We start from the raw sequence: 24,335 nt of genomic DNA on the forward strand, positions 1-24,335 counted from the left end.
CGCCAGCAATACATCATACATCTTTACGCCCAGATCATACTAATGACGCCCATGAGCATAATTAGTTTGCAGAGGTTGCTAAGGTAGCCGAAATCGCGCCGGGTGTCGGCTATGATGAGCCGGTAGGTCAGCCAGGCTATTGGGAGTAATAGAAGACTAAAAATAAAGGTAAGGCGTATGTTGTTTAGGGAGTTGGCAATGATGAAGAGGCTCAACAGGAAAACCCCGATCAAAGCATACAGCAGGTATTTTGTTCGGCGAAGTCCCCAGATGATTGGCAACGTTCGGCAACCGAAACGAGCATCGCCCCGAACGTCCTGCATGTCTTTTATGATCTCCCGAATAAAGGAAATACCAAAGGAGAACAGGGCATAGATAAGAATCATACCCGTGTTTTGCCGGTAATAAACAGCCAGAATAATGAGGGAGAGGGCCGTCAAAAGCGAAATGACCAGGTTGCCAATGGCTGGCTGACGCTTGAACTGGGCCGAGTAAAACCACAAAAGAGATACGGACAGAACATCGGCTACGAAAACCCATTTACTCAAATACAAACCGATCAGGCAGCCTACTACGTTAAGCATCTGGTGTACGCCCATAGCCACCCGCCGTTTCAGGTATCGCCCGATTACCACCCGCTCCGGTTTGTTGATCAGGTCAATCTTTATGTCGAAGTAATCATTGATGATGTATCCGGCGGCTGCAATACAGACGGTCGACAATGAAAGAAGCCACAGCGTAGGGTCGGTCAGGCACTTGAGAGCCTCCGTTTTAGGGCCAACCAGAAACACGCGCGCCAGAAATTGCGTCAATACAACAATCAGTAAATTCTGCACCCGAATAAGGCGCAGAAAACCGGACGTAAACGCTGAGAGAGGAATGGACTGGCGAGCCACCATAACTGAATTTTTATCAAAAATAGGAATTTTGAACGCAGGAAGAAAGGTACTCAATTAGGTAGAGATGGGGAAATGGTAATAAAAACTAGTCCTTAACATCGTCTTTCATCGTTTAGGGATTCTTTTTACTCGTGTTTGTTGTTGAGAGACAAACTCGTTCTCTCACGCATGAAAATTGGCATTGTGTGCTACCCAACCTTTGGTGGCAGTGGTGTTGTCGCCACTGAACTTGGCAAAGGGTTGGCCAAAAATGGCCACCAGATTCATTTCATTACCTATCAGCAACCACCCCGGCTCGATTTTTTTAACGAAAACGTTTTTTACCACGAAGTAAATATACCATCGTACCCGCTGTTCCAGTACGCGCCCTATGAGTCGGCGCTGGCGAGTGCGATGGTTAACGTTGTTTTAAACGAAGACGTTGATCTGCTGCACGTTCACTACGCCATTCCGCACGCATCGGCTGCGTACATGGCCAAAATGATCCTGCGCTCGCAGGGACGAAATGTGCCTGTGGTAACAACCCTGCATGGTACGGATATTACGCTGGTGGGAAAAGACGCGTCTTATGAGCCGGTTGTTACGTTCAGCATCAATGAGTCGGATGGGGTAACGTCGGTGTCGGAGAATTTGCGGGAGGATACCTACAAACACTTTAATGTTCACCGCGAAATTGAAGTTATTCCCAACTTCATCGACCTGAGCCGGTTCAAGCGTCAGCAAAAAGAACACTTCAAAAAGGCGATCTGCCCCAACGGCGAAAAGCTGATTGTACACACGTCCAATTTTCGGCGGGTAAAGCGCATTGACGATGCCGTGATGATGTTTTACCACATTCAGCAGCAAACACCTGCGAAGCTCCTGCTCGTGGGCGATGGTCCCGAACGGGCTCGTATTGAGCGGCTGGTACGCGACCTCGGCATATATGATCAGGTGCGGTTTCTGGGAAAACTGGATGCGGTGGAAGAAGTACTATCGGTAGCCGATCTGTTCGTGATGCCCTCTGAAAATGAGAGCTTTGGCCTGGCTGCGCTGGAAGCTCTCGCCTGCGAAGTTCCCCTGATAACCTCAAACGCCGGTGGTTTGCCCGAATTGAATATTCAGGGTGTTACCGGCTTTCTGAGTCCGGTTGGCGACGTAGCCGATATGGTCAAAAACGCACTCTATGTATTGGATGATGCCAACCTGCCCACCTTTAAGGAGAACGCACTGGCACGGGCTAAAGAATTCGAGTTGTCGCGTATTTTGCCTCTTTATGAAGCTCATTATGAACGGGTATTACAGGCTACACAGCCGCTGGTTTCCTGAACTTATTTAAACATCGGTGTCTGTTAATCAGTTTTTCTGTCGGCCCTCCCGATGAAGGTATCTGACCATAAAGTAAATCGCGCTCTACGGCCGACGGTCAATGCCCCGGAGTAAATTATACATCTGAATGAATCCAAACATACCGCAAACCGATCGCAAGCGTATTGTTATTGTTGGTGCTGGTTTTGGTGGCCTGAAACTGGCCCGCTACCTGTCGCGCCGGAAAGAGTTTCAGGTGGTGTTACTGAACCGGCAGAACTACCACGAGTTTCAGCCGCTTTATTACCAGGTGGCTACCGCTGGTTTGGAAGCCAACTCTATTTTGTTCCCGCTACGGGCTGTGTTTGGCGATTGTAAGAACGTTCATATCCGGGTGACCAATGTTACGGGCGTTCGTCCGGCTGATAAAGCCGTGGATACAGAACTGGGACCCGTTACGTATGATTATCTTGTGATGGCCACCGGTGCCGACACCAACTTCTTCAACCAGCAGAATATTATTGAAAAAGCCCTGCCCATGAAGTCGGTAGCCGAAGCCATTGCCTTGCGGAACCGGATGCTGCAAAACTTTGAAGATGCACTCAGTGTGGAAACCCTCGATGAGCGGGAAGGACTAATGGACGTGGTGGTGGTAGGCGGTGGACCAACGGGCGTTGAGCTGTGTGGAACACTGGCAGAGATGCGTAAAACGGTACTGCCAAGTGACTACCCAGAGCTGGATTTCAAGATGATGGATATATATCTCATCGAGTCGGGAGGGGAGTTGCTGGGTCCAATGTCCGTACAGTCGCAGCAGCATTCGCTCGATTATTTGCAGAAGCTGGGCGTAAACGTTCGGCTCAATACACGGGTCAAGGATTTCGACGGGCGTGTGGTAACCATGAACGACGGCACTACGCTGCGGACAAACAACCTGATCTGGGCGGCTGGTGTAAAGGCTAATCCATTGGCAGGTCTACCGCCGGAAGTGCTGGGCCGTGGTGGTCGCATTCTCGTAAACCGCTATAACCAGGTTCAGGGGTTTACGAATGTTTTTGCTATTGGGGATGTTGCGCTGATGACGGAAGAGAAATGGCCCAACGGTCACCCGCAAATTGCTCAGCCCGCCATTCAGCAAGGTAAGCACCTCGCAAAAAATATGATTCGCTGGGCTAAGAGCGAGCCACCCGTTGAGTTTACGTATCGTGATCTGGGCACCATGGCGACCATTGGGCGGGGCTTAGCGGTAGTCGACTTGCCTTTTTTGAAGTTTCAGGGATTCTTTGCGTGGATAACGTGGTTATTTGTCCATCTGATGTCGATTGTTGGCGTAAAAAACCGACTGGCCATCTTTCTGAACTGGATGTTTAATTACCTGACGTATAATAATTCACTCCGACTTATTATTCGCCAGAAGCTTCCCAAAGGCAATATGGCTGCCATGCAGGAGAAACTATCTGATCAGCTAGAGGTTAGTAAAACATAAATTACGATAGTAAAATTGGTTTACTATCGTACCCAACAAAATCGATTTCGTTTTATTTTTGTGCCAGTATTACTCTTTGTTAATGTTCTTTCTCTATGGAATCAACTACTGAAAAGCTGCAAACCATGGCCGGTCATGGAAAAACCCGGCCTAAAAATAGCGGTAGTAAAAAGCTATTCGACAATCCAATTCTTGAAGCCCTTTCGCGGACGCACATTATGGTCCCGATCTCGATGTGGCTTATTTTGTCGGCATTTTTAGGGTGGTACGCGTTTACTTATACAGACATGGGTACCAGCATGATTGCGACCCTGTTTTTCACTGGATTGCTTGTGTTCTCCCTGTTTGAATACGTTCTGCACCGGTATCTTTATCACCTCACCCCGTCAACTCCCCAGCGGGCCAAGATTCAGTACACCTTTCATGGTATTCACCACGAATATCCGAAAGACAAGACCCGTCTGGCAATGCCTCCTGCGCTGGCAATCTTTGTAGCCGGTGGTTTCTTCGGCCTGTTCTTTCTGCTGATGGGCGAAGCGGCTTATGCCTTCTTCCCTGGTTTTCTGGTTGGTTATTCCGGTTATCTGGCGGTACACTTTATCGTTCACGCCTATGCACCCCCGAAGAACTTCTTTAAGGTTTTGTGGATAAACCACAGCGTACACCACTATAAGAATCCAGAGAGCAACTACGGCGTATCGTCGCCATTCTGGGATTATGTATTTGGTTCGTTCCAGAAATAAGTTGAAAAATATCTCAACAAAAATCCCCTGAAGCTCGGCTTCAGGGGATTTTTTATGTACCCACGTACCCACGGGCTTCAGCCCGTGTTTTCCTTTAACCAATAAGTGTTTATTATTTAGAACAAAACACGGGCTGAAGCCCGTGGGTACGTGGCGCTACTTTAACTTCTCGTTATCCAGATGCCTCGTTGCATCTCTGCTGTTCTTCTTGTCGAGATTTTTCTGAAAGGCTTCGGTCAGGTCAACGCCGGTTTGGTTGGCCAGGCAGATCAGCACCCATAACACGTCGGCAAGTTCATCGCCGAGGTCTTTGTTCTTATCGGACTCTTTTTCGGATTGCTCGCCGTATCGACGGGCTATGATTCGGGCTACTTCGCCAACTTCTTCGGTGAGCTGGGCCATGTTGGTCAGTTCGTTGAAATAGCGAACCCCAACAGTTTTAATCCAGTCGTCAACGGTAATCTGGGCGTCTTTTATCGTCATGGTTTTTGTCATGCTGACGAAGGAAGCATCTTCGGACCAGCAAACGTTTTTAGCTATCTATGAGTAGCCTACCGAAGATGCTTCCTTCGTCAGCATGGCAAAAGCATCATTTCTCCGGTACAAACGTGAGCGAACTGAACTGGCTTTCGTCGAAGACCTCCTGCGCCAGTGATTGCAACTGCCCGGCGGTTACGGATTTAATATCGTTGAAAATATCGTTCAGGGCTTCGACACGGTCGATATCGAGCAGACTTTTGGCCATCATGAGCATAAAGCTGTTGTTGCTTTCTTCAGCCATAGCCAGCTGCCCAATAAGCTGCTCTTTCGTTTGGTGCAGTTGCAGGGTTGTGAGCGGTTGTTCGCGCAGTCGTTTCAACTCTTTGCCGATCAGCGATTGGGCTTTGTCCACTTTTTTGGGGTCGGTGCCGAAGTAAATACCCAGAAAACCGGTGTCCAGATAGGGCGTGTAACTGGCGTCGATGGAGTAAACGAGCCCGTATTTTTCGCGCAGGTTCAGGTTGAGCCGGGAGTTCATACCCGGACCGCCCAGGAGGTTGACGAGCATAAAAAACGGGAGTCGCCGGGGGTCGGTCAGGCCGTAGGCGGGTCGGCCTATGGCGCATTGCGCCTGAGTAATGGGTCTTTCGACACGTGTCTGACGGGGTACATAATCCGTAGGCTTCTTCCGCTGGCGTGCCGAGTGCTGGGCCGGTACCTCACGAAAGTATTTTTCGGCTACTTTTACAACCTGTTTAAACGGTAACTTGCTGACCGACGCAAACACAATCCGGCTGGTATCGTAATTCTGAGCGATGAACTGCTGTAGGTCTTCGCGCCGGAACGAACCAACGGTTTCGGTAGTGCCGAGAATGTTGCCGCCGAGGGCGTGATTCGGAAAAACCAGTTCATCGAAATCATCCTGAATAGCATCTTCGGGCGAATCGTAATACATTGCCATTTCTTCGAGAATGACGCCCCGTTCGCGCTCGATTTGTTTCTCGGGGAAAATCGAATGAAACGTAATGTCGGCGAGAAGTTCGGTTGCTTTCTCAAAATGGGCATCGAGAACCGAGGCATGAAAACATACCTTTTCTTTTGTTGTATAGGCGTTTAATTCGCCCCCAATGTTTTCTAAACGTGTTATGATGTGGTAGGATTTTCGTTTCTCCGTACCTTTGAAGGCCATATGCTCCCAGAAGTGGGCCAGTCCCTGCTGTTGTGGTTGTTCGTCGCGGCTGCCGATGTCGAGCATAATACCACAGTGGGCAATCTGGGTATGTGGCATCTGCTTATGCGCAATCCGAATTCCGTTGGGCAACGTGTATACTTCGTAATCTTCCATTCTTAGCTTTTACGCATTGAGCGTACTAATGATAACCGCTACCAATCCGCCCCGGTTCCTGATTATCCAAACCGCTTTCATCGGTGATGTAATTCTGGCTACAGCCATGCTCGAACAACTGCACGAGGCCTACCCCACGGCGGTGTTGGATCTATTGGTTCGCAAAGGTAATGAGGGTTTGCTGGCCAATCATCCCTTTCTGAACGAAGTACTGATCTGGGATAAAAAGGGAACCGGAGGGCCGTTTGCCAAATATAGAAACCTATGGCAGTTACTGGACGTCATCCGCGGCCATCAGTATACGGCTGTGTTCAATTTACAACGCTATGCCACAACGGGTATGCTCACTGTTCTGTCAAATGCCGAGATGACCATTGGGTTCGATAAAAATCCGCTGGCGCGTTTCTATACGCATCAGGTTGAGCACCGCTTTGAGCCGGGAGTACACGAAGTAGACCGAAATGCGGGCCTGTTGCGGGCGTTAGGCGTAAGGGGCGGGTTTGTGCGCCGACCCAAGCTGTATCCTTCTCAGGCCGATTATCAGGCTGTAAAGCCCTACCAGCATCATCCGTACATCTGCATTGCTCCCATGTCGGTCTGGTTTACCAAGCAATATCCGGTTGAGCGGTGGATCGAACTGATTCAATTACTTCCCGAAACGACAACCGTCTATTTATTGGGTGCCCCCACCGATGCGTCGGCCTGCGAGGCCATCCGGGCTAAAACCGAACCGGGCAGGAACGTGGTTAGTCTGGCGGGAAAACTCAGTTTGCTGCAATCGGCGGCTCTGCAACAGAATGCGGTTATGAATTATGTGAACGACTCGGCCCCGCTGCATTTGTGCTCAGCCATGAACGCACCGACAACCGCCATTTTTTGCTCCACGGTACCCGAATTTGGCTTTGGCCCGTTGGCCGATGTGTCTCGCGTGGTGCAAACGCCCGAGCAACTGGATTGTAAACCCTGTAGTTTACACGGTCGTCTGCGCTGCCCGCTGGGGCATTTTGCGTGTGCCTGGGGTATTCGACTTGACGAATTGGCGAATCTAAGCAGGCAGAAATCCGACCAGCCTGATTCTATCATCTGATCGAACGGATCTTCACTCTTAGTCAGGATTTCTGAAGCTAACAGCCCCGGCTAGCTACAAATGCATCTTTGTATTTATATTTTATTTGGATAATATTGGTTTATTGGAATTATATAGAATACAAAATCATTTATTGCAGAATAATAGTTGACAGTAGACCCGCAATAATATATATTTGATCTGTCAGTGCTGGTTGTAGGCAAACGTCAGTTGATTTCGACTCACTTACCCGGTTTTGTGAGCCATTGACAAGTCAATAATCTATTCTTAACTCATCTATCGATACGGTAAGACCAACCCCTTGTTATGTCCATCAATCGTCGTGACTGGCTACGGGCCAGTATGTTATCTGGCCTAAGCCTGGCTGCTGCTCCAGCGGCATTCTGTGAACCGGAGCCCGAGATGCCCAAAGGGTACAAAGTGCCGAAAGTGGGTATAAAAGCCCGGTTGTCGGCCAACGAGAACCCGTATGGTCCTTCGCCCAAAGCCCTGAAGACCATCACAGAAGCAGCACCCGATGGCTACCTGTACGCGATGGAATACGCCAAGCAGTTTCGAAAACTAATAGCCGATACCGAAGGCGTTCCCGAAGAGTATGTACTGCTGGGCGCGGGTTCCGGCGAGTTACTGACGGCTGCGGCACTCTGGTCGGCTTACCGTCCCAATGCGGGCCGGACAATCGTTGCCCCCGACCCAACGTTCGATGCACTCCCTCGCTCGGTCATCAAGCATGGCGTTACAATGGACCGTGTACCGCTTGTAGCCGCCGATGGCTATGACATTAACCTGAACAAGCTCAACGAGCGCGTTGGCAGCCAGACGGGCATGGTTTATCTCTGCAACCCCAACAACCCAACTGCCATAACCGTTGACCCGGCCAAACTCCGTGCTTTCTGCGAAGCGGTAGGGGCAAAAACGCCTATTCTGGTGGATGAGGCATATATTGATTACACGCCGGACCCAAAAGCCTATACGATGGTCGACATGGTGAAGAAGGGCAGCAACGTCATTGTTACCAAGACCTTCTCGAAAGTGCATGGTTTTGCCGGTTTGCGGGCGGGCTATATGATTGCCAAGCCGGAGTTGCTGGAGCAGATCGCCAAGTTTGCCACCGGCGGCAGCTCCATGAGCATGACCACCTTGCGAGCCGCTATCGTTAGTTTGCAGGACAAGGATTTCGTGAAGTTCTCGCTGGGCAAAACGCAGGAGTCGAAAGATTTTCTGTACAAAGTGCTGAAGCAAACTAATTACGAGCCGCTGCCCTCGGGCGCTAACTTCGTGATGTTCCCCATCCGGATGAAGGGCGAAGATTTCGTAGCCCGAATGATGGACCAGGGTGTGAGCATTCGTCAGTGGAAGTTCGACGGCCAGTACTGGTGCCGCGTTAGCCTGGGCACCATGCCGCAAATGCAGGCCTTTGCCGATGGCTTAAAAATGATTTCCTGAAATAAGTCAAAGCAATAGGCTGACTATTTATTTCCTTCTTTAAGTGGTGACATACAATGTCACCACTTATTTTTTTGACAGGTTTAACTCATTTCGCTGACTGGGCGACAATAACAACCTCTTGTGGAGAGGATGGGGTGGGGTTACCAGAAGAACCGGCAAGGGGTATCAATACACCACCTTCTACACGCTCGTAGAAGAACCCGGTGAAGCGGCCAACACGTCCTTTGTAAGCAGAAGAAGCATTGGTTTTAAGATGGGAAAACTGGTAGTCTGAATTGGTGAGTTTTACCGCCACCTCTTTAGTGATCGTCGATCGTAAGCCATTACGCCAGTAATCAGTTCGCATCGTTAACTGATCTGCGCCTGTAACTTCCAGGGCAATAGTGAAGTTATTTACGGTAATTTTGTTAATGCAAGGCGTATACCCTGCCGGGCTGTACTGAGTACACAGTATCACCCGAAAAGTTGCATAACTAACTTTATGTAAAGGGAGTAAAGTAATAATCAGGTCTTTATATGCTTATGGCTTAAACGCAAAAATGTCCAATGAAAAAATATATAGGTATTTGTTACTTAGTATTCATGGGTCAGCTAGCCATAGCTCAGGTGCCAAATCATTCACTCAGTGAGGACCCCGTCTTTTCGACCGTTTTACGACGGCGTATCCAGTACCCAATCAATGCTGAACGAGAAGGTGTCTATGCCAAAATTTATGCAGGCTTCCACATCGACAAAAAAGGGCATATTCAGCAAGTTAGTATTTTAAACCCCAGTAAAGTTGGATATGGATTTGAGGAAGAGGTACTCAAAAAACTAAAATTGTTACCCCCTTTACAGCCAAAATATGAAGGCAACTATGCTCTTCCGATAACGTTTGCATTCATTGATCATACGAATCATGCTAAGCCAGTAAGCCCTTCAGGTAAGCTCTCTAGGCTATACCTTACGGATCGGATTTTACTAAATGAGGTCGAGATAATAGGAGGAAGAATTCCCGAACAGAGAGACAAAGTTAAGCCTCAAAGCCTAGGCCATGTTATAACTACAAACCAATAGGTATGCAAGTACAACTTGTTGTATAAGTGCAATTGTGTTAATTAAATAAATATAATTAAAACTCTTATTAGTATAATTATACTATAAAAACTATCAGATCTCGCTCATTTTTATTGTTTTATCGTCACGGGCTTTGTGGGGTCAATGCGTAGCCAGAGTAAGGCACTTACCAGCAAGCACCCGGCAATCATGAATAGCGGATAGTTGAAATTATGGGTGTTCTCGACGATGATGCCGAAGAGGATGGTAATGAAAAAGCCGCCCAATTGCCCCGCAAAATTCATGGCTCCCGTCACCGAGCCCGCATTCCGCTGGCCAATGTCTACACAAACGGCAAACGCAACCGGTAATGCCAGATCCTTCATCAGGACGCAGGTTGCCAGAAAATAACCCGCTAGTTGGTTGTCGGTAGTCAGGCCCGCCAGCAGGAAAAATAAACTCGATAAACCCAGACCACCAACGCCAACGGCCCGGCGACCAATTTTGAGCCCGTACCGTTTCGTTAAGGCATCGCTTAGAATGCCGCCTACCAGACAGCCGATTGCGCCCAGAAAGTAAGAGAGCGAAATGAAGTTTTTAGTCTGGTCTTCGGTCATGCCGCGCCCTTCCTGAAAATAAACTGACGACCAGTTGGTGAAAAAATAAGACCCGTAAAAGAACAAATGGCACATGAGCATCAGCGCCCACAGGTCGGGGTTACTGATGATGGTTTTCCAGGGAATCAGGTGATCTGAAGACTTGATTTTCCGTCCCCGTTCAATTTCCCGCACTTCCTCCAGGCTGATGCCCGGCTGGGCGGCTGGTTCGTCGCGGAAGGAGAGGTACCAGCCTAAGGCCCACAGCACACCAAGGATTCCTAACAGAACAAACGCCCACCGCCAGCCAGCCCAGTGTACCAGCGGAATAACTAACAGGGGCGTTAGCGCACCGCCCAGTCGTCCGGCAGCCCAGATAACCGATTGAGCCCGGCCCACTTCAACTGCCGGAAACCAGCGCGCAATAACGATGGATGAGTTGGGGTAAGCCCCGGCCTCGCCCGCGCCAAACAAAAACCGAACCACCAGCAGATAAAGAAAACTAAAGGCGGTTCCGGTTAGCATGGTAAAACCCGACCACCACAGAACCACCCGCGTTAAAACCCGTCGGGGTCCAATTCGGTCGCCGAGCGAGCCGGTTGGTATTTCAAACAAGGCATAGGCCAGAGAGAAAGCGCCCAGAATCCAGCCAAACTGCTGGTTATCAAGATTGAGGTCTGACTTGACGTATTTACTGACAACGTTCATGCAAACGCGGTCGAGGTAAGTAATGGTTGAGAGCAGGAATAAGCCCGCCAGCACGCGGTAACGAACCTTCATAAAGTGTCGATGAAGCAAAACGGAAAAGGAGTAGGGTAAAGATAAGTTTGGTGGACGAAAAAACAACAGATGTATTTGAAGATCAGAGATAAGACACAATCAAATTCTGGAAGAATTACCAAGTGGATACTGTATGTTCTGTATAAATGTTGTTGATCTAGTAATCCTGTTTAAAAAAAATCTTGGTATTATGCCTTTATACCAACCGATGACTGCCGTACTTTTACGGTATGTCGACCGTAACCATTGCCTCACTTGCCGAAAGCCTGCCTGCTTTCCTGGACTCTTATGATTTTTCAGCCATTGCCGTTATTGCTGATAACCATACATTCCGGTTTTGTTATCCTGAACTGAAAGCACTCCTGCCTAAGCACACACTCGTCCGGATCAAATCGGGGGAGGAACAGAAACATATTGCCACCTGCGAAATGATTTGGGATGCGCTCACGCGGGCTAATTTCGACCGTCACGCACTGGTGCTCAACCTTGGTGGGGGCGTTATCGGCGATATGGGTGGTTTTTGCGCGGCTACTTACAAACGCGGTATTGCCTTCGCTCAAGTGCCTACTACCTTACTTTCGCAGGTAGACGCCAGTGTGGGTGGTAAACTCGGTATTGATTTCCGGGGCTTCAAAAATCACATAGGGGTGTTTCAGCAACCCAACGCGGTATTGATTGACCCTACATTTCTGGCTACACTGCCCGAACGTGAACTGCGATCCGGCTTTGCCGAAGTTATTAAACATTGCCTCATTGCCGATGCCGCCATGTGGGACGAAATTCGCCGGCGCGACCTCGACGAGCAGAACTGGTCGGCGCTGGTGGCACATTCTGTAGTGGTAAAACAACGCGTCGTTGAACAGGACCCTACGGAAAAGGGCCTGCGGAAGATTTTGAACTTTGGTCATACGCTTGGCCATGCGGTGGAAACCTATTTCCTGACGCAGCCCCGGAAGCGGCTCCTGCATGGCGAGGCCATTGCGGTAGGGATGATTGCTGAAGCTTATATTGCCTATCAGAAAAAAATGATCGACGAATCCCTGCTCACACAAATCGAAGAATACATATTTGCCGTATACGGTAATGTGCGATTATCGGATGACGATACCGAGCCAATTCTGGCCCTGACCTTGCAGGATAAAAAAAATCGGGGTCGTGAAGTACGGATGTCGTTGCTGGATGGAGCCGGAAGTTGCGCCTTCGATATTCTGGTGTCAAACGCCGAAATGCGCAGAGCAATAGAGTTCTACCGAGGCCTAAATAAATAAAGGATAATTAGGCCCTAGTCTATTGTTTGCCAAACAATTACGATTATATTTGAGTTCGACCCTTAGTTATCACTACTTTCTATTAAAAACAAGTTATCTATTGAAAACTCTTTACAAGCTTTAGTATGAAAAAGTGCATCGGAATCTTATTTACACTGGCCGTCATTGCTGTTGTGGGTTGTTCGCCAAGTAGGTTATTTGTTGAGCATGACTATAGCTACGAGGGCCATTTCAAAAACTACGAATCATTCAATTTTCTGGAATGCGAATTTGTCGACTCAACTTTACTTTGCTCCGACATTCAGGACGCTATCCGGCATCAGATGGAAGCTCGTGGCTATCGCGTAAGCAACCGAAGCCCGAATCTGCTGATCTCGTATAATATATTCCGTTCCGACCTGCGTTTCCGGGGCTATCAACAGCCGGTCATCAAAGACTGGGTAGTTCGGGAAGATGACGACGCTACCTACAAACGAATTGATTATAACCTGGACGAAGGTACGCTGATGATTTCGCTCATCGACGCCGAATCCTATCAGGTTATCTGGAAGGGCTATGCCTCCAAAATGATGCGCAATCAGAACTTCAAGAACAACTATTTCAAAGGGATAGTACGGTCAATTTTCGACCAGTACCCCCTCATGGCTACTGCCAGATAGAGACTAAAAAGTAAGGCGGGTGGGAACCCGCGATGGACGCGTCAGCAACGCGATATGCTGACGCGTCCATCGCGGGTTCCCACCCGCCTTACTTTGTCAACTCCTTAAAAATTCCTTCCAGTGAATTTTCCTGCTGTCGAAGGCCAACCAGTGTCAGGTTCTGGTCGGCGGCAAGGCGGAAAATGGCCCCTCGCAGATCAGTACCAGAACTTGCCGTAATTCGGTATTGTCCATTGGACAGCGGTTCTACCCGCTCTACACCCGGAACGGAGGCCAGTATATTTATGTCGTCCAGTTCCCGTTCAAACTCCGCCACAACGACAATACCTTCACCCACGGAGGCACGTCTGAGTTGACTCAGCGGTTGATCGGTCACGATCTGGCCGCGGTTAATGATGACTACCCGGTCGCAGATAGCTTCTACTTCCTGCATAATGTGCGTTGAAAACAGCACAGTTTTATCGCGCCCGGCATCCCGGATGACCTGCCTTATTTCGGCTAATTGATTCGGGTCAAGGCCGGTTGTGGGTTCGTCCAGGATCAACACGGGCGGATTATGCAGCAGCGCCTGCGCCAGTCCCACCCGTTGCCGATACCCCTTAGAAAGCTGACTGATACGTTTATGTTGCTCTCGTCCAAGACCAACCAGGTCAATCATATCCGTAATGCGTCGGGTTAGCTCGGTCCCGCGTATTCCGTGCAATGAACCGGCAAAGCGCAGGTACTCCTTCACGTACAGGTCGAGGTAGAGCGGATTATGCTCGGGCAGGTAGCCAACACTGCGCCGAACCTCCATAGGATGCGTCAGAACGTCGAATCCATTGACTTCAACTGTACCAGCGGTGGGAGGGAGGTAGCCCGTCGCAATTTTCATGGTGGTTGATTTTCCCGCGCCATTCGGCCCCAGAAATCCGACAATTTCGCCCGGCTGTACGTTCAGCGAAATTTGATTTACAGCCTTTTGCTGGTTGTACTCTTTAGTGAGATTCCGGACCTGGATAGACATGGTAAATTAGGGATGACAAACGATAAACGACGAACTGCTCACAGTCGGCATACACGCTATGTGAAACTAACGTACAAAAAACCGGAAAGAATTTCTATTTTTATCGGTTTAACATCAATAGACACCGTTTTTCTTCATCTCCTATGTCGCTTTTTCGCAAAAAGACCGTAACCCAAATCCTGAGTGATGCCGCCGAAGGTGAGTCCAGTAAACTGGTAAAGACGCTGGGCGTTCGCGATTTAACATCATTTGGCATTGCAGCTATTATTGGGGCCGGTATTTTCAGCACCATAGGACTGGCGAGTTATAACGGTGGGCCTGCTGTATCTCTGTTGTTTGTCTTCACCGCCATTGCCTGCGTTTTTACGGCTTTGAGTTACGCGCAGTTTGCCAGTACAGTACCCGTTAGTGGCAGCGCGTATACGTATGCGTATGTGGCGTTTGGCGAAATATTTGCCTGGGTAATCGGGTGGGCGCTTATTCTTGAGTATGCGGTTAGCAACATGGTTGTGGCCATCTCCTGGTCGGAGTATTTTACGTCCATGCTCAGCGGATTCGGTATTACGTTTCCTAAATATTTTGCAACGGACTACGGCTCGGCATCGCGCGCGTTTGATCTGGTGCAACAAACAAAACAGGCCGGTACGGCTCTGACTACATTACCCGAAAATACCCGTTTGCTGGCCGATGCCTATGCCAATGCGCCTGTTGTTGGTGATCTGCACATAATCGCTAATTTGCCCGCCGGAGCCATAACGGTGTTGATAACAGCCCTGGTATACATCGGGATTAAAGAATCGCGGACGGCGAGCAACATATTGGTTGTGCTCAAACTGGCGGTTATTGGGCTGGTTATTGGGGTGGGGGCTTTCTATGTCAAGCCAGCCAACTGGTCGCCGTTTGCGCCAAACGGTGTGTCAGGTGTGTTGAGTGGGGTGGCTTCGGTGTTCTTTGCCTTTATCGGCTTCGACTCCATTTCCACAACGGCCGAAGAATGCAAGAACCCCCAGCGCGACCTTCCGCGTGCCATGCTTTACTGCCTCGCCATCTGTACCGTGCTGTATGTGCTGATCACGCTGGTTCTGACGGGAATGGTGAACTACAAGGAATTAGGTGTTAGTGACCCATTGGCTTATGTATTCCAGAAAGTAAACCTTGATTTTGTGGCTGGGGTTATTTCGGTGAGTGCGGTGGTCGCTATCACGAGTGCGCTATTGGTGTACCAGTTAGGGCAACCTCGTATCTGGATGACCATGAGCCGGGACGGTCTGCTCTGGAAACGCTTTTCGCGAATTCACCCCACATACAAAACGCCTTCCTTCGCTACTATCGTTACCGGCTTTCTGGTGGCGATTCCGTCGCTGTTCATGGATCTAAAATTCTTCGTTGATCTGACCAGCGTAGGTACATTCTTCGCGTTCATTCTGGTTTGCGCGGGTATCTTATACCTGGATGCCAAGGGACTGACGGCGCAATCGAAGTTTAAAGTGCCTTACGTTAACGGCAAATACATTATCGGTGTCGTGTTACTGGCCGTACTAGCCTATGCGCTGACAAGGGAGAATGTGAATCTGGTGCAAACACTGGAAAGTAAACCGCTGCTGGTGGTTTTCTGGGGTGTATGGGCCATACTGGCCGTACAGGGCTTCCGGTATAATTTTTCTCTTTTACCCGTAATCGGGGTATTGACGAACTTATACCTCATGACTGAGTTAGGTGCCAGCAACTGGCAGATATTCGGTATCTGGCTGCTGATCGGATTAGTAATTTATTTCTCCTATGGATTCAGAAAGAGTAAGTTGGGCATTAAGGAGAAGGCAATCAAGATTTAGGGGCTATTCAAACGTTAACATGCCCCGATTGTTTTGTGTAAAAGCAGGCTGTGTTACTTCCCAAAGAACATAATATGCTGCTGGGGTAAGCGGTCGTCGTTTTTGAGTAGCTTCAGCCCTATAGCTTTCATCTCCTTTGTTGCCTGGGCTACGCTTAGCTTGTGCAGCTCTTTGATTGGAACATTTGGGTCTTCGGCACGGTATTCGACGAGTACGATCCGCCCGCCTGGTTTTAAAGCCGCTGCAATGTGGCCCATCATTTCGCGGGGGTATGAGAATTCATGATAGGCGTCAATCAAAATGGCTATATCAATGCTGTTGGCCGCCAGTTTCGGGTCAGATTCGGTGCCGAGCACGGGCTGAACATTGGTTATCTTGCGTTTAGCTTTGCCTTCGTTGAGGTACTCAATCATCTCGGGTTGAATATCAACTGCCAGAACATTACCTTTCGCTACCTTAGGTGCCATCAGAAAAGTAAAGAAACCCGTTCCGGCACCAATATCAGCGACAACGTCGGTTGGTTTAAGAGAAAGGGCTTTGAGTAACAAGTCGGTGCGTTCTTCGCGTTCGCGCTCGGGACGTTCGAGCCACGACGCGCCAAGGTGACCCATAACCTGAGCAATCTCGCGACCCTGATACAATTTGCCAATGCCATCGCGGCTGGCATCTTTGAACTGATAAACGGCTGTTGTTGAATCAGTGGTAGAGGTACTGGCAGGTTGCTGCTGAGAAGCACCCCGGCAACAGGCCAGTAGCAGGACAAAAAGTAAAACCGACAGATGACGCATAAAAAACGAGTTAATAGTATCTAAACCATCCTTGTCTAAAACAGTTGTTCAAAAAACCAATTATATCCCGAATATGAATCTAATCTTACATGTATTGCTCGATGCGGCCGTCATTTTCGGTCTGGCTTACCTGATGCCCCAGGTCGATGTGAAAAATTTCGGAACTGCCATTTTGATTGCCGTTCTGCTTGGACTCCTTAATTTTTTCCTGGGCTGGATCATTCGATTCCCGCTCAATTTAGTCACGTTTTTCCTGCTAACCGGTATTGTTCGGATTATTGTTACGGCCGTCATTCTAAAGCTTATTGACAGTTTCATGGACAGTTTTACCATTGCTGGTTTCTGGCCTGCGCTGGTCATTGCCTTGGCCGTCGCCGTGGCCGGAACACTCATCGACCGCTCGGCACCCACGCAGGAAATGGTGGAATCAGGTTATGTTGTTGGTTTACTCTCCAGTTTACGAATTGGGTAAGCGCGTGTAGCAAGTCAGTGGCCAATAAAAAAGCCGCTTCACTGTTGAAGCGGCTTTTTTATTGTTTTTTAAGGCGTTGGTTAGTTACTCCGACGGCCACCCATCAACAGGCTGGCGTAGTAAAGCAGCGTTGCCAATGAGCCCAGAGCCGCAACCACGTAGGTCATAGCAGCCCACCAAAGCGCGTCTTTAGCAAAGCCATATTCACGCTGGTTGACAACCCCACGGGTTTGAATCCAGGCCAAGGCCCGACGGCTGGCGTCGAACTCTACGGGCAGGGTTATAAAGCTGAAGAGTGTTGTCAGCGCAAATAAGGCCACACCAATAGCCAGCGGAATGGGCGTGGTTCTGAGCAACAGAACACCGGCCAGTAACACCCACTGCATATACTGCGACGAAACCGTTAGGACAGGCACCATTGCCGAACGGAGCTTCAGGGGTGCATACGCAACCTGATGTTGTACGGCGTGTCCGCATTCGTGGGCCGCAACGGCGGCTGCAGCCACACTCCGACCATAATAAACGTCGGCACTTAGGTTAACTGTTTTGTCCTGTGGGTTATAGTGGTCGGTGAGCATTCCTTCTACAGATACCACCCGAACGTCGTAAATGCCATTTTCACGTAGCATCTGCTCGGCTACTTCTGCGCCACTTAAGCCATTGCTCAAGCCAATTTGTGAGTATTCATTAAACTTACTTCGTAACCGCCAGCTCACGAATGCGCTTGCGCCGAAGATTACAATCATAATTAACCAGATCATCTCAGTTAGTCAGGTTTGTGGTTTCAATTAAACGGCCAATCTATTCGTCCGTCAATAGTAAAACAACGAATTAGGGTAAAAAGTATCCCGACCTACTAACCTTTTATCAAGTTGGAGAGCCGTTTGACAAGGTAGCGCGCTCATATTTGTTCGGGCAATGTGCTGATAAGTAGATTAGTAACTTTCTTTTATCCGTTCGATGAGCTTCGTTGTCGAATAACCGGGAACGAGTGCAACCGTTTCAACGCGTCCACCACGCGCCAGCACAAAATCGGCTCCAACAATGGTGGCCACCGTGTAATCATCGCCTTTTACCAATACATCGGGCTGTACCGCTTCGATCAGTTCGAGGGGGGTTGGCTCGCCGAACAGCGTAACCGCGTCAATAAATTCAAGTGCGGCCATGAGTCGGGCGCGGGCATACTCATTCACCACGGGGCGTAATGGTCCTTTTATGCAACTGACAGAGGCATCGGTATTGAGACCAAGAATCAGGCGGTCGCCGAGTTGGCGGGCTTTCTCGAGGTAATCAATGTGGCCCAGGTGAACAATGTCGAAGCAACCGTTCGTAAAAACAATCGTCTGCCCGTCAGCCCGCCATTTGTTGGCTTGCTGAATGGCCTGCTGGCGGGTAAGTATTTTGGATTCGGTCATAAGAAAAATCAGAGAACTACGGCTCCAGCCTTAAGGCTTTTGGATCGTCCAGCACATCGACCGCCTGGGTTGCTTTGTTCCGGCGGAAAAGCACAACCAACAGGGCCAGAATGCCCAGAATAATAATCATTAGTGTAGAAACGCCATGAATAAACGTGGCCAGTACCTGACCGTCCTGGCTTGTGAGACCGTAGAGTAGCGCCACCTGGCCCACCAACAGGTGAAACGAGCCAATGCCGCCCGGTGTTGGTGCTGCCATGCCAAGCGTACCCACCATCAGGATGGTCAGGCCAGCCAATGGTCCCAGGTTTGCGGTGGCGGGCATAGCAAAGAACAAGGTATAGGACATGAGGTAATACATGGTCCAGATTAGCAGGGTATGAAATACGAAGGCCCCCGGACGACGTATTTTTCGAACGCTCAACAGACCATCCAGCAGGCCCTTGACAAACACACTAACTTTTTGATACAGCGGATGGCGGCCCAGCGCTTCCCGGTAACGGTTGAACAGAAACCAGACAAGTAATACCAGACCGACGATAACTACTCCGGCGAACAGTAATATTCCCGAACCACTTGACCCCTTGGGTAATTTGCCGCCGAGAAACTCAATGAAAAACTGACTGATTCGGTCGAATTCAAGAACAAACGTGGCAATCAGGAGTAGTACCAGCATCAGTAAGTCGAAGAGTCGTTCCGCCACGACGGCACCAAAACTAACGTTAACGGGTACGTTTGATAAACGATACAGCGTGCCACATCGAACAAATTCACCCGCTCGGGGTAACGCCAGGTTAGCCAGATAGCCTGTCAGTACGCTGGCTGTTGTATCGAGTGAGGTAGGGCGCTGGGTAATTACCGGCTCCAGCAGAATACGCCATCGTTCGGCCCGGCTCCAGTGTGCTATAATGGTAAACACCGCCGATAACAACACCCATCGGTAATCGGCCCCCTTTATTTTCTGCCATAGATCGGCAGCATCGAGGTGGCTTTGGTGGAATGTGAACCAGAGTAACCCCCCGGCAATGGCCAGTGAGACAAGGTACTTAATAACATTTTTGACGTTCATGCGGCTGTATCGTGGTGCTGAAATGGTAATAACTGCGACTTTTCAGGCGCGGTACGAAAAACTCCGCCACAAAGTAACGGAGTTTCATTGAAACCGATGTGAGTGGTGCGCAAAAGGGTTACCAAATTACCAGTCGATTATTATCATTCGGAAAAACGACGGTTGGTTTAAACCCCTGGGCTTCTTCTGTTGTCATCATGGCATACGCAATGATGATAATAATGTCGCCAACCTGTGCTCTACGGGCCGCAGCGCCGTTGAGGCAAATAATTCCCGAACCACGCTCGCCTTTAATAACATAGGTGACGAGCCGCTCGCCGTTGTTGTTGTTAACAATATGAACCTGTTCGTTTTCGAGTAAGTTGGCCGCATCCATAAGATCTTCATCAATGGTGATACTTCCAACGTAATTCAGTTCAGCCTGCGTGACCTTGACGCGGTGCAGTTTCGATTTTAAAATGGTAACAAACATGCGAATTGAGTAATGGCCTAGAAAAGCAGCGAATAGTAAGCTACCTTCAGCCGTCACAAAAACAGCCACCTTACGGGGTTGGTTCCTGCGTCGTGAGCCCCTGAGTTTGGTTGTTGGTTATTGAGTTATTGGTTAGTAAAAATCTGCCACGAATAACTATTAACCAATAACCATCAACGAATAACCAATAGCTAACTAATACACGGCCATTTCGGGTTCGATGTCCCGCGCCCAGGCGTTGATGCCGCCGTCGAGATTATAGAGATTGTTTAGGCCGCCCTGTGCATAGAGGTACTGTACAACATTGGCCGACCGGATGCCGTGGTGGCAATAAACAATAACGGGGCGGTCGGTTGGAATTCGTTTGCGGTTATTAGGGATCATGCTCACGGGAATCAGTACGGCTCCTTCCAGGTGGCAAAGTTCGTATTCCGGGCGTTCGCGAACATCCAGCAGAAACAAATCCTCGCCAAGCGCAATGCGTTCCGACAGTTCCTGAACGGATATTCTTTGCGGACCTGATTCACCCGGAGCCGGTCGCGCTCCTGCCGATGCCAGCCCTTCCTTGGCTACTTCTACCGCATTAGGCAGTCGCCTGGTTTTAATTTTCTGCTGGTTCATGGACAGCAGGTCGATCATGAGTAAGTGTTCGTTGAGCGACTGGCCGATTCCCGTTATCAGTTTAATGACCTCGTTGGCCTGATACGTACCTATAACGCCCGGCAAAACGCCCAGAACACCCGTAATACTACAGTTGGGTATTTCGATTTCGCTCGGATAGTCCGGGAACAGGCAGCGGTACGTTGGGCCCCGCCGACCATCGCCTAAATTGGCATTAAGCACGGCCACCTGGCCCTCAAAGCGGTGAATGGCGCCGTATACAAACGGTTTACCAAGCATTACACACACATCGTTAACCAGGTAGCGGACTTTGAAATTATCGGTACAGTCGACAACAATATCGTACGCTTCAATGATGGAGCGGGCGTTATTGATGTCCAGAGCCATGGTGTAGGTATCGAACGTGAGGTCCGGGTTGAGCCTATTAAGGTGGCTCACCGCAACTTTTGCTTTGGGCTTGCCTACTTCATCGGTCGTATAGAGCACCTGGCGCTGCAAATTGCTTAGATCAATAACGTCTGGATCAATAACACCAATGGTACCCACGCCAGCGGCTGTAAGGTACAGAAGAACGGGGCAGCCCAGCCCACCCGCTCCCACAACCAGTACACGAGCGTTTTTGAGCAGTAACTGACCTTTCGGGCCAATTTCAGGTAGGTTCAGGTGTTTTTGATAGCGTTGTTTTTCGGCCGGTATTAAGGTCGTTGCTTCCATAACTTTGAAATAGAGTGCATCTGGGAACTATGTTGCACTAATCCAACAGCTTTAGACTCTTGAAAATTGCATAGGAATAAGTCCACACGTAAATATTTTCTTAACGTTAGGCATGTGTTTTTTTTTAGTACTATTGCCCCGACAAAATCCAAATGTTTCTTACCTATGAACTATCTGCGTTTTTCTGCAAATGTTCCTGCCCTTCGGCCATCAGTAACGATTGGCTTTCTGGCGCTTACACTGACGCTCAACGTCAATTCGGTTAATGCTGCTCCTGTTCCCGCCCCCACTACGTCAGCAGCGGTACAGCCTAAGCACGTCCTGAAAAAAGGAAAGTGGGCAAATCTTTTCGATGGCAAAACCCTGTCCGGCTGGCATGTTTACCTCAAAGAAGGGCAGCCAGTGTCCGACAAGTGGACCATCGACGATGGGGCTATCCACCTGGCTTCGGGTGGTGCCGGTGATCTGGTGACCGATAAAGAGTATGGCAATTTTGAACTGGAAGTTGAATGGAAAATTGCCGAAGGAGGCAACAGTGGCATTATTTTCCACGTCCATGAAGATCCTAAATTCAAATCAACGTATCAGACTGGTCCTGAGATGCAGGTGCTCGATAACGAGCGTCACCCCGATGCGAAACAAGGTCGTGATGGCAACCGTACGGCCGGTTCGCTTTATGATCTCCAAAAGCCCGTTACACCCGGTGCTGCTAAACCCGCCGGTGAGTGGAATAAAGCCCGACTGGTTATTAATAACGGCAAAGCAGAGCAGTACCTGAATGGCAAGAAAACGGCTGAATATCCAACCAGCGGGCCGGAATGGGATAAAATGGTAGCTGAGAGTAAATTTAAGGGGTGGGAAGGCTTTGGTAAATATGCAACCGGCCACATTGCTCTGCAAGATCATGGCAATAAGGTTTGGTTCCGCAACATCCGGATACGCGAACTGTAATCAATGATAGAATGAGTGAATGGTGAAAGAGCGAATAGCCTCTCATTTGCCATTAACTCATTCTATCACTCACTCATTCTCCATTATGATACGCCGAACGGCTCTAAAAACCCTGACTGGTAGCGCCCTCACGCTACCACTGCTGACCGACTCTTTAGCCAGCTCCATGACTACATCTGAACAAACGGCTCCCTTGCTGAAGGGGCGCATCAACCACTCGGTTTGCCGGTGGTGCTACAGTAAAATACCGCTTGAGGACCTTTGCAAAGCTGCCAAAGGAATGGGGATTACCTCTATCGATCTGACCGGCCCTGAGGAATGGCCTGTATTAAAAAAACACGGCCTGACATGCGCGCTGCCACAAGGTGCCGGTAAGGGTATTAACGATGGCTTCAATGACCCTAAATTTCACGATGAACTGGTGGCCAGTTACGAGGCTATTTTTCCAAAGTTGAAAGAAGCAGGTCTGACCACCGTTATCTGTTTTTCCGGTAACCGACGCGGCATGAGCGACGAAAAAGGCCTGGAGAACTGTGCTGTAGGGCTGAAGCGCCTGATGCCGAGTGCCGAGAAATATGGTATCACCATGATTATGGAGCTACTGAACAGCAAAGTGAACCACAAAGATTACATGTGCGATCATACAGCCTGGGGCGTTGAACTTTGCAAAAAGGTTGGCTCAGAAAACTTCAAGCTGCTGTACGATATTTACCACATGCAGATCATGGAAGGTGACATCATCCGTACCATTAAGGAGTCCAGTAAATACATTGGACACTACCATACCGGTGGTAATCCCGGCCGGAATGAGATTGATGAAACCCAGGAGCTTTACTATCCGGCTATCATGAAAGCGATTGTTGAAACCGGCTTTAAAGGCTATGTAGCGCAGGAATTCATCCCTGTGCGTGACCCGCTCAAAAGCCTGAAAGAAGCGGTGTTAATTTGTGATGTATAGTTATTGAGTAGTAGGAGCGAGGAGTTAGGAGTTAGGAGTTAGTGCCTCACAGGTCCTCCTCACTTCTCATTCCCCGCTCCTTTTTTATCGACGCGTCAGCCCTCCTAACTCCTCGCTCCTAACTCCTACTACTATTTCCCCCCTCTTCCTGTAGAAAACGGATAAGCTGGCGATGCATGAAATCAATAATTGATGCGGGTGTTTTTTGTTGCCAGCTTGCATCCAGCGATTTTAGGTAAGCGGTTCGACTGTCGGCATAAATCAGACTGAGCGGAAGTTGATGGTACTGCTGAATATAATTCATTAATAATCGCGCCATAAGGCCATTTCCTGCACCGAATGGATGTAAGGTTAGTAGTTGAAAGTGGGTTTTAAATGATAAGTCATAGAGTTGGCGCGGAGTCTTAAGAAGCGAGACTGCGGTGTTAACCTCTCTAAGTAGCGCATCCAGGGCAGCAGGAAGTTTGTGTGCCTCTACCAATTGTCGTCGGCCAGCCATGGTGCTATCGATGCGTAATTCACCTTTACTGGTATCAAAGCTGCTTAACAACGAATGCTTCAGACCTCCCGTTTGGTGCATTAAAATCGACGCCAGTCGTTGAAGAGCAGCCCGGTTGATTGGCTCCCGCTGGCTAGCCAACAATAACACCTCGTTAAGAGCCTTGTAGTGATCGAGAAGTAGAAGCTGATCTAAAACCGGCAGGCCAGTAAGTAACCCGCTTTCCGTAAGAAGAGCCTGGACTTGTGAGAATGTTAAGGAAGAGCCTTCAATGGCGGTCGAATGATACGTAAGTAGACAATGAGTATTGAACGTGTAGGTCGTTACATCTCCTGTTGCAGCCCGGTAACGGTTAAGGAGTTGGGGAAGCGTTTCGGTCGTGACGTCCACTTTCATGATCACCTGTTTTCATTAGAAATATACC

General features: G+C 49.2%; 25 protein-coding genes. 12 read left to right on the top strand and 13 right to left on the bottom strand.

Annotation, left to right across the window (positions count from 1 at the left end; genetic code table 11):
• Window positions 1-23: 23 nt before the first annotated feature.
• Window positions 24-899 carry a geranylgeranylglycerol-phosphate geranylgeranyltransferase gene (locus CRO74_RS21025; protein WP_097128536.1) on the bottom strand — a complete coding sequence of 292 codons (876 nt, stop codon included), beginning with the start codon at window positions 897-899 and terminating at the stop codon, window positions 24-26.
• A gap of 168 nt (window positions 900-1,067) precedes the next feature.
• On the opposite strand from CRO74_RS21025, the gene bshA reads away from it, so the two are divergent.
• From bshA to CRO74_RS21040, 3 genes are all read left to right on the top strand, one after another.
• A complete protein-coding gene (gene bshA / locus CRO74_RS21030) occupies window positions 1,068-2,207 on the top strand; it encodes an N-acetyl-alpha-D-glucosaminyl L-malate synthase BshA (RefSeq protein WP_097128538.1) in 1,140 nt (379 codons plus the stop codon).
• A gap of 127 nt (window positions 2,208-2,334) precedes the next feature.
• Window positions 2,335-3,672, top strand: coding sequence for an NAD(P)/FAD-dependent oxidoreductase (locus CRO74_RS21035; protein WP_097128539.1), 1,338 nt, complete (start codon window positions 2,335-2,337; stop codon window positions 3,670-3,672).
• A 95-nt stretch (window positions 3,673-3,767) separates the two neighbouring features.
• Window positions 3,768-4,415 carry a sterol desaturase family protein gene (locus CRO74_RS21040; RefSeq protein ID WP_097128541.1) on the top strand — a complete coding sequence of 216 codons (648 nt, stop codon included), beginning with the start codon at window positions 3,768-3,770 and terminating at the stop codon, window positions 4,413-4,415.
• Between the two features lie 156 nt (window positions 4,416-4,571).
• Here the strand turns inward: CRO74_RS21040 and CRO74_RS21045 are convergent, their stop codons facing one another.
• Together CRO74_RS21045 and CRO74_RS21050 are read right to left on the bottom strand one after the other, a co-directional pair.
• Window positions 4,572-4,898, bottom strand: coding sequence for a nucleotide pyrophosphohydrolase (locus tag CRO74_RS21045; RefSeq protein WP_097128732.1), 327 nt, complete (start codon window positions 4,896-4,898; stop codon window positions 4,572-4,574).
• Between the two features lie 106 nt (window positions 4,899-5,004).
• Window positions 5,005-6,240: a M16 family metallopeptidase gene (locus CRO74_RS21050; protein WP_097128542.1), complete on the bottom strand. Its 1,236-nt coding sequence runs from the start codon at window positions 6,238-6,240 to the stop codon at window positions 5,005-5,007.
• Between the two features lie 28 nt (window positions 6,241-6,268).
• On the opposite strand from CRO74_RS21050, the gene CRO74_RS21055 reads away from it, so the two are divergent.
• Window positions 6,269-7,327 carry a glycosyltransferase family 9 protein gene (locus CRO74_RS21055; RefSeq protein WP_097128544.1) on the top strand — a complete coding sequence of 353 codons (1,059 nt, stop codon included), beginning with the start codon at window positions 6,269-6,271 and terminating at the stop codon, window positions 7,325-7,327.
• Between the two features lie 306 nt (window positions 7,328-7,633).
• Complete coding sequence (locus tag CRO74_RS21060) at window positions 7,634-8,773, top strand: pyridoxal phosphate-dependent aminotransferase (protein WP_097128545.1); 1,140 nt, start codon at window positions 7,634-7,636, stop codon at window positions 8,771-8,773.
• An 88-nt stretch (window positions 8,774-8,861) separates the two neighbouring features.
• On the opposite strand, the gene CRO74_RS21065 is transcribed toward CRO74_RS21060, so the two are convergent.
• Complete coding sequence (locus CRO74_RS21065) at window positions 8,862-9,122, bottom strand: hypothetical protein (protein ID WP_179830257.1); 261 nt, start codon at window positions 9,120-9,122, stop codon at window positions 8,862-8,864.
• A 200-nt stretch (window positions 9,123-9,322) separates the two neighbouring features.
• On the opposite strand from CRO74_RS21065, the gene CRO74_RS21070 reads away from it, so the two are divergent.
• Window positions 9,323-9,832 (top strand): energy transducer TonB, encoded by a 510-nt coding sequence (locus tag CRO74_RS21070; RefSeq protein WP_097128547.1) that lies wholly within the window; start codon window positions 9,323-9,325, stop codon window positions 9,830-9,832.
• 110 nt (window positions 9,833-9,942) lie between these two features.
• Here CRO74_RS21070 and CRO74_RS21075 read toward each other — a convergent pair whose 3' ends face one another.
• Window positions 9,943-11,187: an MFS transporter gene (locus tag CRO74_RS21075; RefSeq protein WP_097128548.1), complete on the bottom strand. Its 1,245-nt coding sequence runs from the start codon at window positions 11,185-11,187 to the stop codon at window positions 9,943-9,945.
• Between the two features lie 230 nt (window positions 11,188-11,417).
• Between CRO74_RS21075 and aroB the strand changes: the two genes are divergently transcribed.
• Together aroB and CRO74_RS21085 are read left to right on the top strand one after the other, a co-directional pair.
• Complete coding sequence (aroB, locus tag CRO74_RS21080) at window positions 11,418-12,455, top strand: 3-dehydroquinate synthase (protein ID WP_097128550.1); 1,038 nt, start codon at window positions 11,418-11,420, stop codon at window positions 12,453-12,455.
• Between the two features lie 125 nt (window positions 12,456-12,580).
• On the top strand, window positions 12,581-13,114 hold the full coding sequence (locus tag CRO74_RS21085; protein WP_097128552.1) for a DUF4136 domain-containing protein: 534 nt from the start codon (window positions 12,581-12,583) through the stop codon (window positions 13,112-13,114).
• Window positions 13,115-13,202: 88 nt separating this feature from the next.
• Here CRO74_RS21085 and gldA read toward each other — a convergent pair whose 3' ends face one another.
• Complete coding sequence (gldA, locus tag CRO74_RS21090) at window positions 13,203-14,120, bottom strand: gliding motility-associated ABC transporter ATP-binding subunit GldA (protein WP_097128553.1); 918 nt, start codon at window positions 14,118-14,120, stop codon at window positions 13,203-13,205.
• A gap of 143 nt (window positions 14,121-14,263) precedes the next feature.
• Here gldA and CRO74_RS21095 point away from each other — a divergent pair, with 143 nt between their 5' ends.
• A complete protein-coding gene (locus tag CRO74_RS21095; protein WP_097128555.1) occupies window positions 14,264-15,952 on the top strand; it encodes an amino acid permease in 1,689 nt (562 codons plus the stop codon).
• A gap of 53 nt (window positions 15,953-16,005) precedes the next feature.
• On the opposite strand, the gene CRO74_RS21100 is transcribed toward CRO74_RS21095, so the two are convergent.
• A complete protein-coding gene (locus CRO74_RS21100) occupies window positions 16,006-16,740 on the bottom strand; it encodes a class I SAM-dependent methyltransferase (protein WP_097128557.1) in 735 nt (244 codons plus the stop codon).
• A 73-nt stretch (window positions 16,741-16,813) separates the two neighbouring features.
• Between CRO74_RS21100 and CRO74_RS21105 the strand changes: the two genes are divergently transcribed.
• Window positions 16,814-17,212, top strand: coding sequence for a phage holin family protein (locus CRO74_RS21105; RefSeq protein ID WP_097128559.1), 399 nt, complete (start codon window positions 16,814-16,816; stop codon window positions 17,210-17,212).
• A gap of 80 nt (window positions 17,213-17,292) precedes the next feature.
• On the opposite strand, the gene CRO74_RS21110 is transcribed toward CRO74_RS21105, so the two are convergent.
• From CRO74_RS21110 to moeB, 5 genes are all read right to left on the bottom strand, one after another.
• Window positions 17,293-17,958, bottom strand: coding sequence for a zinc metallopeptidase (locus CRO74_RS21110; protein WP_097128734.1), 666 nt, complete (start codon window positions 17,956-17,958; stop codon window positions 17,293-17,295).
• 189 nt (window positions 17,959-18,147) lie between these two features.
• A complete protein-coding gene (gene rfaE2, locus CRO74_RS21115; RefSeq protein WP_097128560.1) occupies window positions 18,148-18,627 on the bottom strand; it encodes a D-glycero-beta-D-manno-heptose 1-phosphate adenylyltransferase in 480 nt (159 codons plus the stop codon).
• Window positions 18,628-18,643: 16 nt separating this feature from the next.
• Window positions 18,644-19,696 (bottom strand): lysylphosphatidylglycerol synthase transmembrane domain-containing protein, encoded by a 1,053-nt coding sequence (locus CRO74_RS21120; protein WP_097128562.1) that lies wholly within the window; start codon window positions 19,694-19,696, stop codon window positions 18,644-18,646.
• Between the two features lie 118 nt (window positions 19,697-19,814).
• Window positions 19,815-20,168 (bottom strand): aspartate 1-decarboxylase, encoded by a 354-nt coding sequence (gene panD / locus CRO74_RS21125; protein ID WP_097128735.1) that lies wholly within the window; start codon window positions 20,166-20,168, stop codon window positions 19,815-19,817.
• A gap of 195 nt (window positions 20,169-20,363) precedes the next feature.
• Window positions 20,364-21,503 (bottom strand): molybdopterin-synthase adenylyltransferase MoeB, encoded by a 1,140-nt coding sequence (gene moeB, locus CRO74_RS21130; RefSeq protein WP_097128563.1) that lies wholly within the window; start codon window positions 21,501-21,503, stop codon window positions 20,364-20,366.
• Window positions 21,504-21,668: 165 nt separating this feature from the next.
• On the opposite strand from moeB, the gene CRO74_RS21135 reads away from it, so the two are divergent.
• The gene (locus CRO74_RS21135) at window positions 21,669-22,454 is read left to right on the top strand and encodes a 3-keto-disaccharide hydrolase (protein ID WP_245877930.1); all 786 of its coding nucleotides are present in this window, start codon (window positions 21,669-21,671) and stop codon (window positions 22,452-22,454) included.
• An 85-nt stretch (window positions 22,455-22,539) separates the two neighbouring features.
• Window positions 22,540-23,412 carry a hydroxypyruvate isomerase family protein gene (locus CRO74_RS21140; protein WP_179830258.1) on the top strand — a complete coding sequence of 291 codons (873 nt, stop codon included), beginning with the start codon at window positions 22,540-22,542 and terminating at the stop codon, window positions 23,410-23,412.
• 118 nt (window positions 23,413-23,530) lie between these two features.
• On the opposite strand, the gene CRO74_RS21145 is transcribed toward CRO74_RS21140, so the two are convergent.
• On the bottom strand, window positions 23,531-24,307 hold the full coding sequence (locus CRO74_RS21145) for a Fic family protein (protein ID WP_097128565.1): 777 nt from the start codon (window positions 24,305-24,307) through the stop codon (window positions 23,531-23,533).
• Between the last annotated feature and the right edge of the window lie 28 nt (window positions 24,308-24,335).

Source organism: Spirosoma fluviale, assembly GCF_900230225.1.
GTDB classification, from domain to species: domain Bacteria; phylum Bacteroidota; class Bacteroidia; order Cytophagales; family Spirosomataceae; genus Spirosoma; species Spirosoma fluviale.

Coding starts and splice junctions, on each gene's coding strand:
- CRO74_RS21135 (WP_245877930.1), top strand. CDS start 21,669: ATGAACTATCTGCGTTTTTCTGCAAATGTTCCTGCCCTTCGGCCATCA.
- CRO74_RS21140 (WP_179830258.1), top strand. CDS start 22,540: ATGATACGCCGAACGGCTCTAAAAACCCTGACTGGTAGCGCCCTCACG.
- CRO74_RS21045 (WP_097128732.1), bottom strand. CDS start 4,898: ATGACGATAAAAGACGCCCAGATTACCGTTGACGACTGGATTAAAACT.
- CRO74_RS21085 (WP_097128552.1), top strand. CDS start 12,581: ATGAAAAAGTGCATCGGAATCTTATTTACACTGGCCGTCATTGCTGTT.
- CRO74_RS21120 (WP_097128562.1), bottom strand. CDS start 19,696: ATGAACGTCAAAAATGTTATTAAGTACCTTGTCTCACTGGCCATTGCC.
- CRO74_RS21055 (WP_097128544.1), top strand. CDS start 6,269: ATGATAACCGCTACCAATCCGCCCCGGTTCCTGATTATCCAAACCGCT.
- CRO74_RS21040 (WP_097128541.1), top strand. CDS start 3,768: ATGGAATCAACTACTGAAAAGCTGCAAACCATGGCCGGTCATGGAAAA.
- CRO74_RS21050 (WP_097128542.1), bottom strand. CDS start 6,240: ATGGAAGATTACGAAGTATACACGTTGCCCAACGGAATTCGGATTGCG.
- rfaE2 (WP_097128560.1), bottom strand. CDS start 18,627: ATGACCGAATCCAAAATACTTACCCGCCAGCAGGCCATTCAGCAAGCC.
- gldA (WP_097128553.1), bottom strand. CDS start 14,120: ATGTCTATCCAGGTCCGGAATCTCACTAAAGAGTACAACCAGCAAAAG.
- CRO74_RS21070 (WP_097128547.1), top strand. CDS start 9,323: ATGAAAAAATATATAGGTATTTGTTACTTAGTATTCATGGGTCAGCTA.
- CRO74_RS21095 (WP_097128555.1), top strand. CDS start 14,264: ATGTCGCTTTTTCGCAAAAAGACCGTAACCCAAATCCTGAGTGATGCC.
- CRO74_RS21075 (WP_097128548.1), bottom strand. CDS start 11,187: ATGAAGGTTCGTTACCGCGTGCTGGCGGGCTTATTCCTGCTCTCAACC.
- CRO74_RS21100 (WP_097128557.1), bottom strand. CDS start 16,740: ATGCGTCATCTGTCGGTTTTACTTTTTGTCCTGCTACTGGCCTGTTGC.
- aroB (WP_097128550.1), top strand. CDS start 11,418: ATGTCGACCGTAACCATTGCCTCACTTGCCGAAAGCCTGCCTGCTTTC.
- CRO74_RS21035 (WP_097128539.1), top strand. CDS start 2,335: ATGAATCCAAACATACCGCAAACCGATCGCAAGCGTATTGTTATTGTT.
- CRO74_RS21060 (WP_097128545.1), top strand. CDS start 7,634: ATGTCCATCAATCGTCGTGACTGGCTACGGGCCAGTATGTTATCTGGC.
- CRO74_RS21145 (WP_097128565.1), bottom strand. CDS start 24,307: ATGAAAGTGGACGTCACGACCGAAACGCTTCCCCAACTCCTTAACCGT.
- moeB (WP_097128563.1), bottom strand. CDS start 21,503: ATGGAAGCAACGACCTTAATACCGGCCGAAAAACAACGCTATCAAAAA.
- bshA (WP_097128538.1), top strand. CDS start 1,068: ATGAAAATTGGCATTGTGTGCTACCCAACCTTTGGTGGCAGTGGTGTT.
- CRO74_RS21065 (WP_179830257.1), bottom strand. CDS start 9,122: ATGCGAACTGATTACTGGCGTAATGGCTTACGATCGACGATCACTAAA.
- panD (WP_097128735.1), bottom strand. CDS start 20,168: ATGTTTGTTACCATTTTAAAATCGAAACTGCACCGCGTCAAGGTCACG.
- CRO74_RS21110 (WP_097128734.1), bottom strand. CDS start 17,958: ATGATTGTAATCTTCGGCGCAAGCGCATTCGTGAGCTGGCGGTTACGA.
- CRO74_RS21025 (WP_097128536.1), bottom strand. CDS start 899: ATGGTGGCTCGCCAGTCCATTCCTCTCTCAGCGTTTACGTCCGGTTTT.
- CRO74_RS21105 (WP_097128559.1), top strand. CDS start 16,814: ATGAATCTAATCTTACATGTATTGCTCGATGCGGCCGTCATTTTCGGT.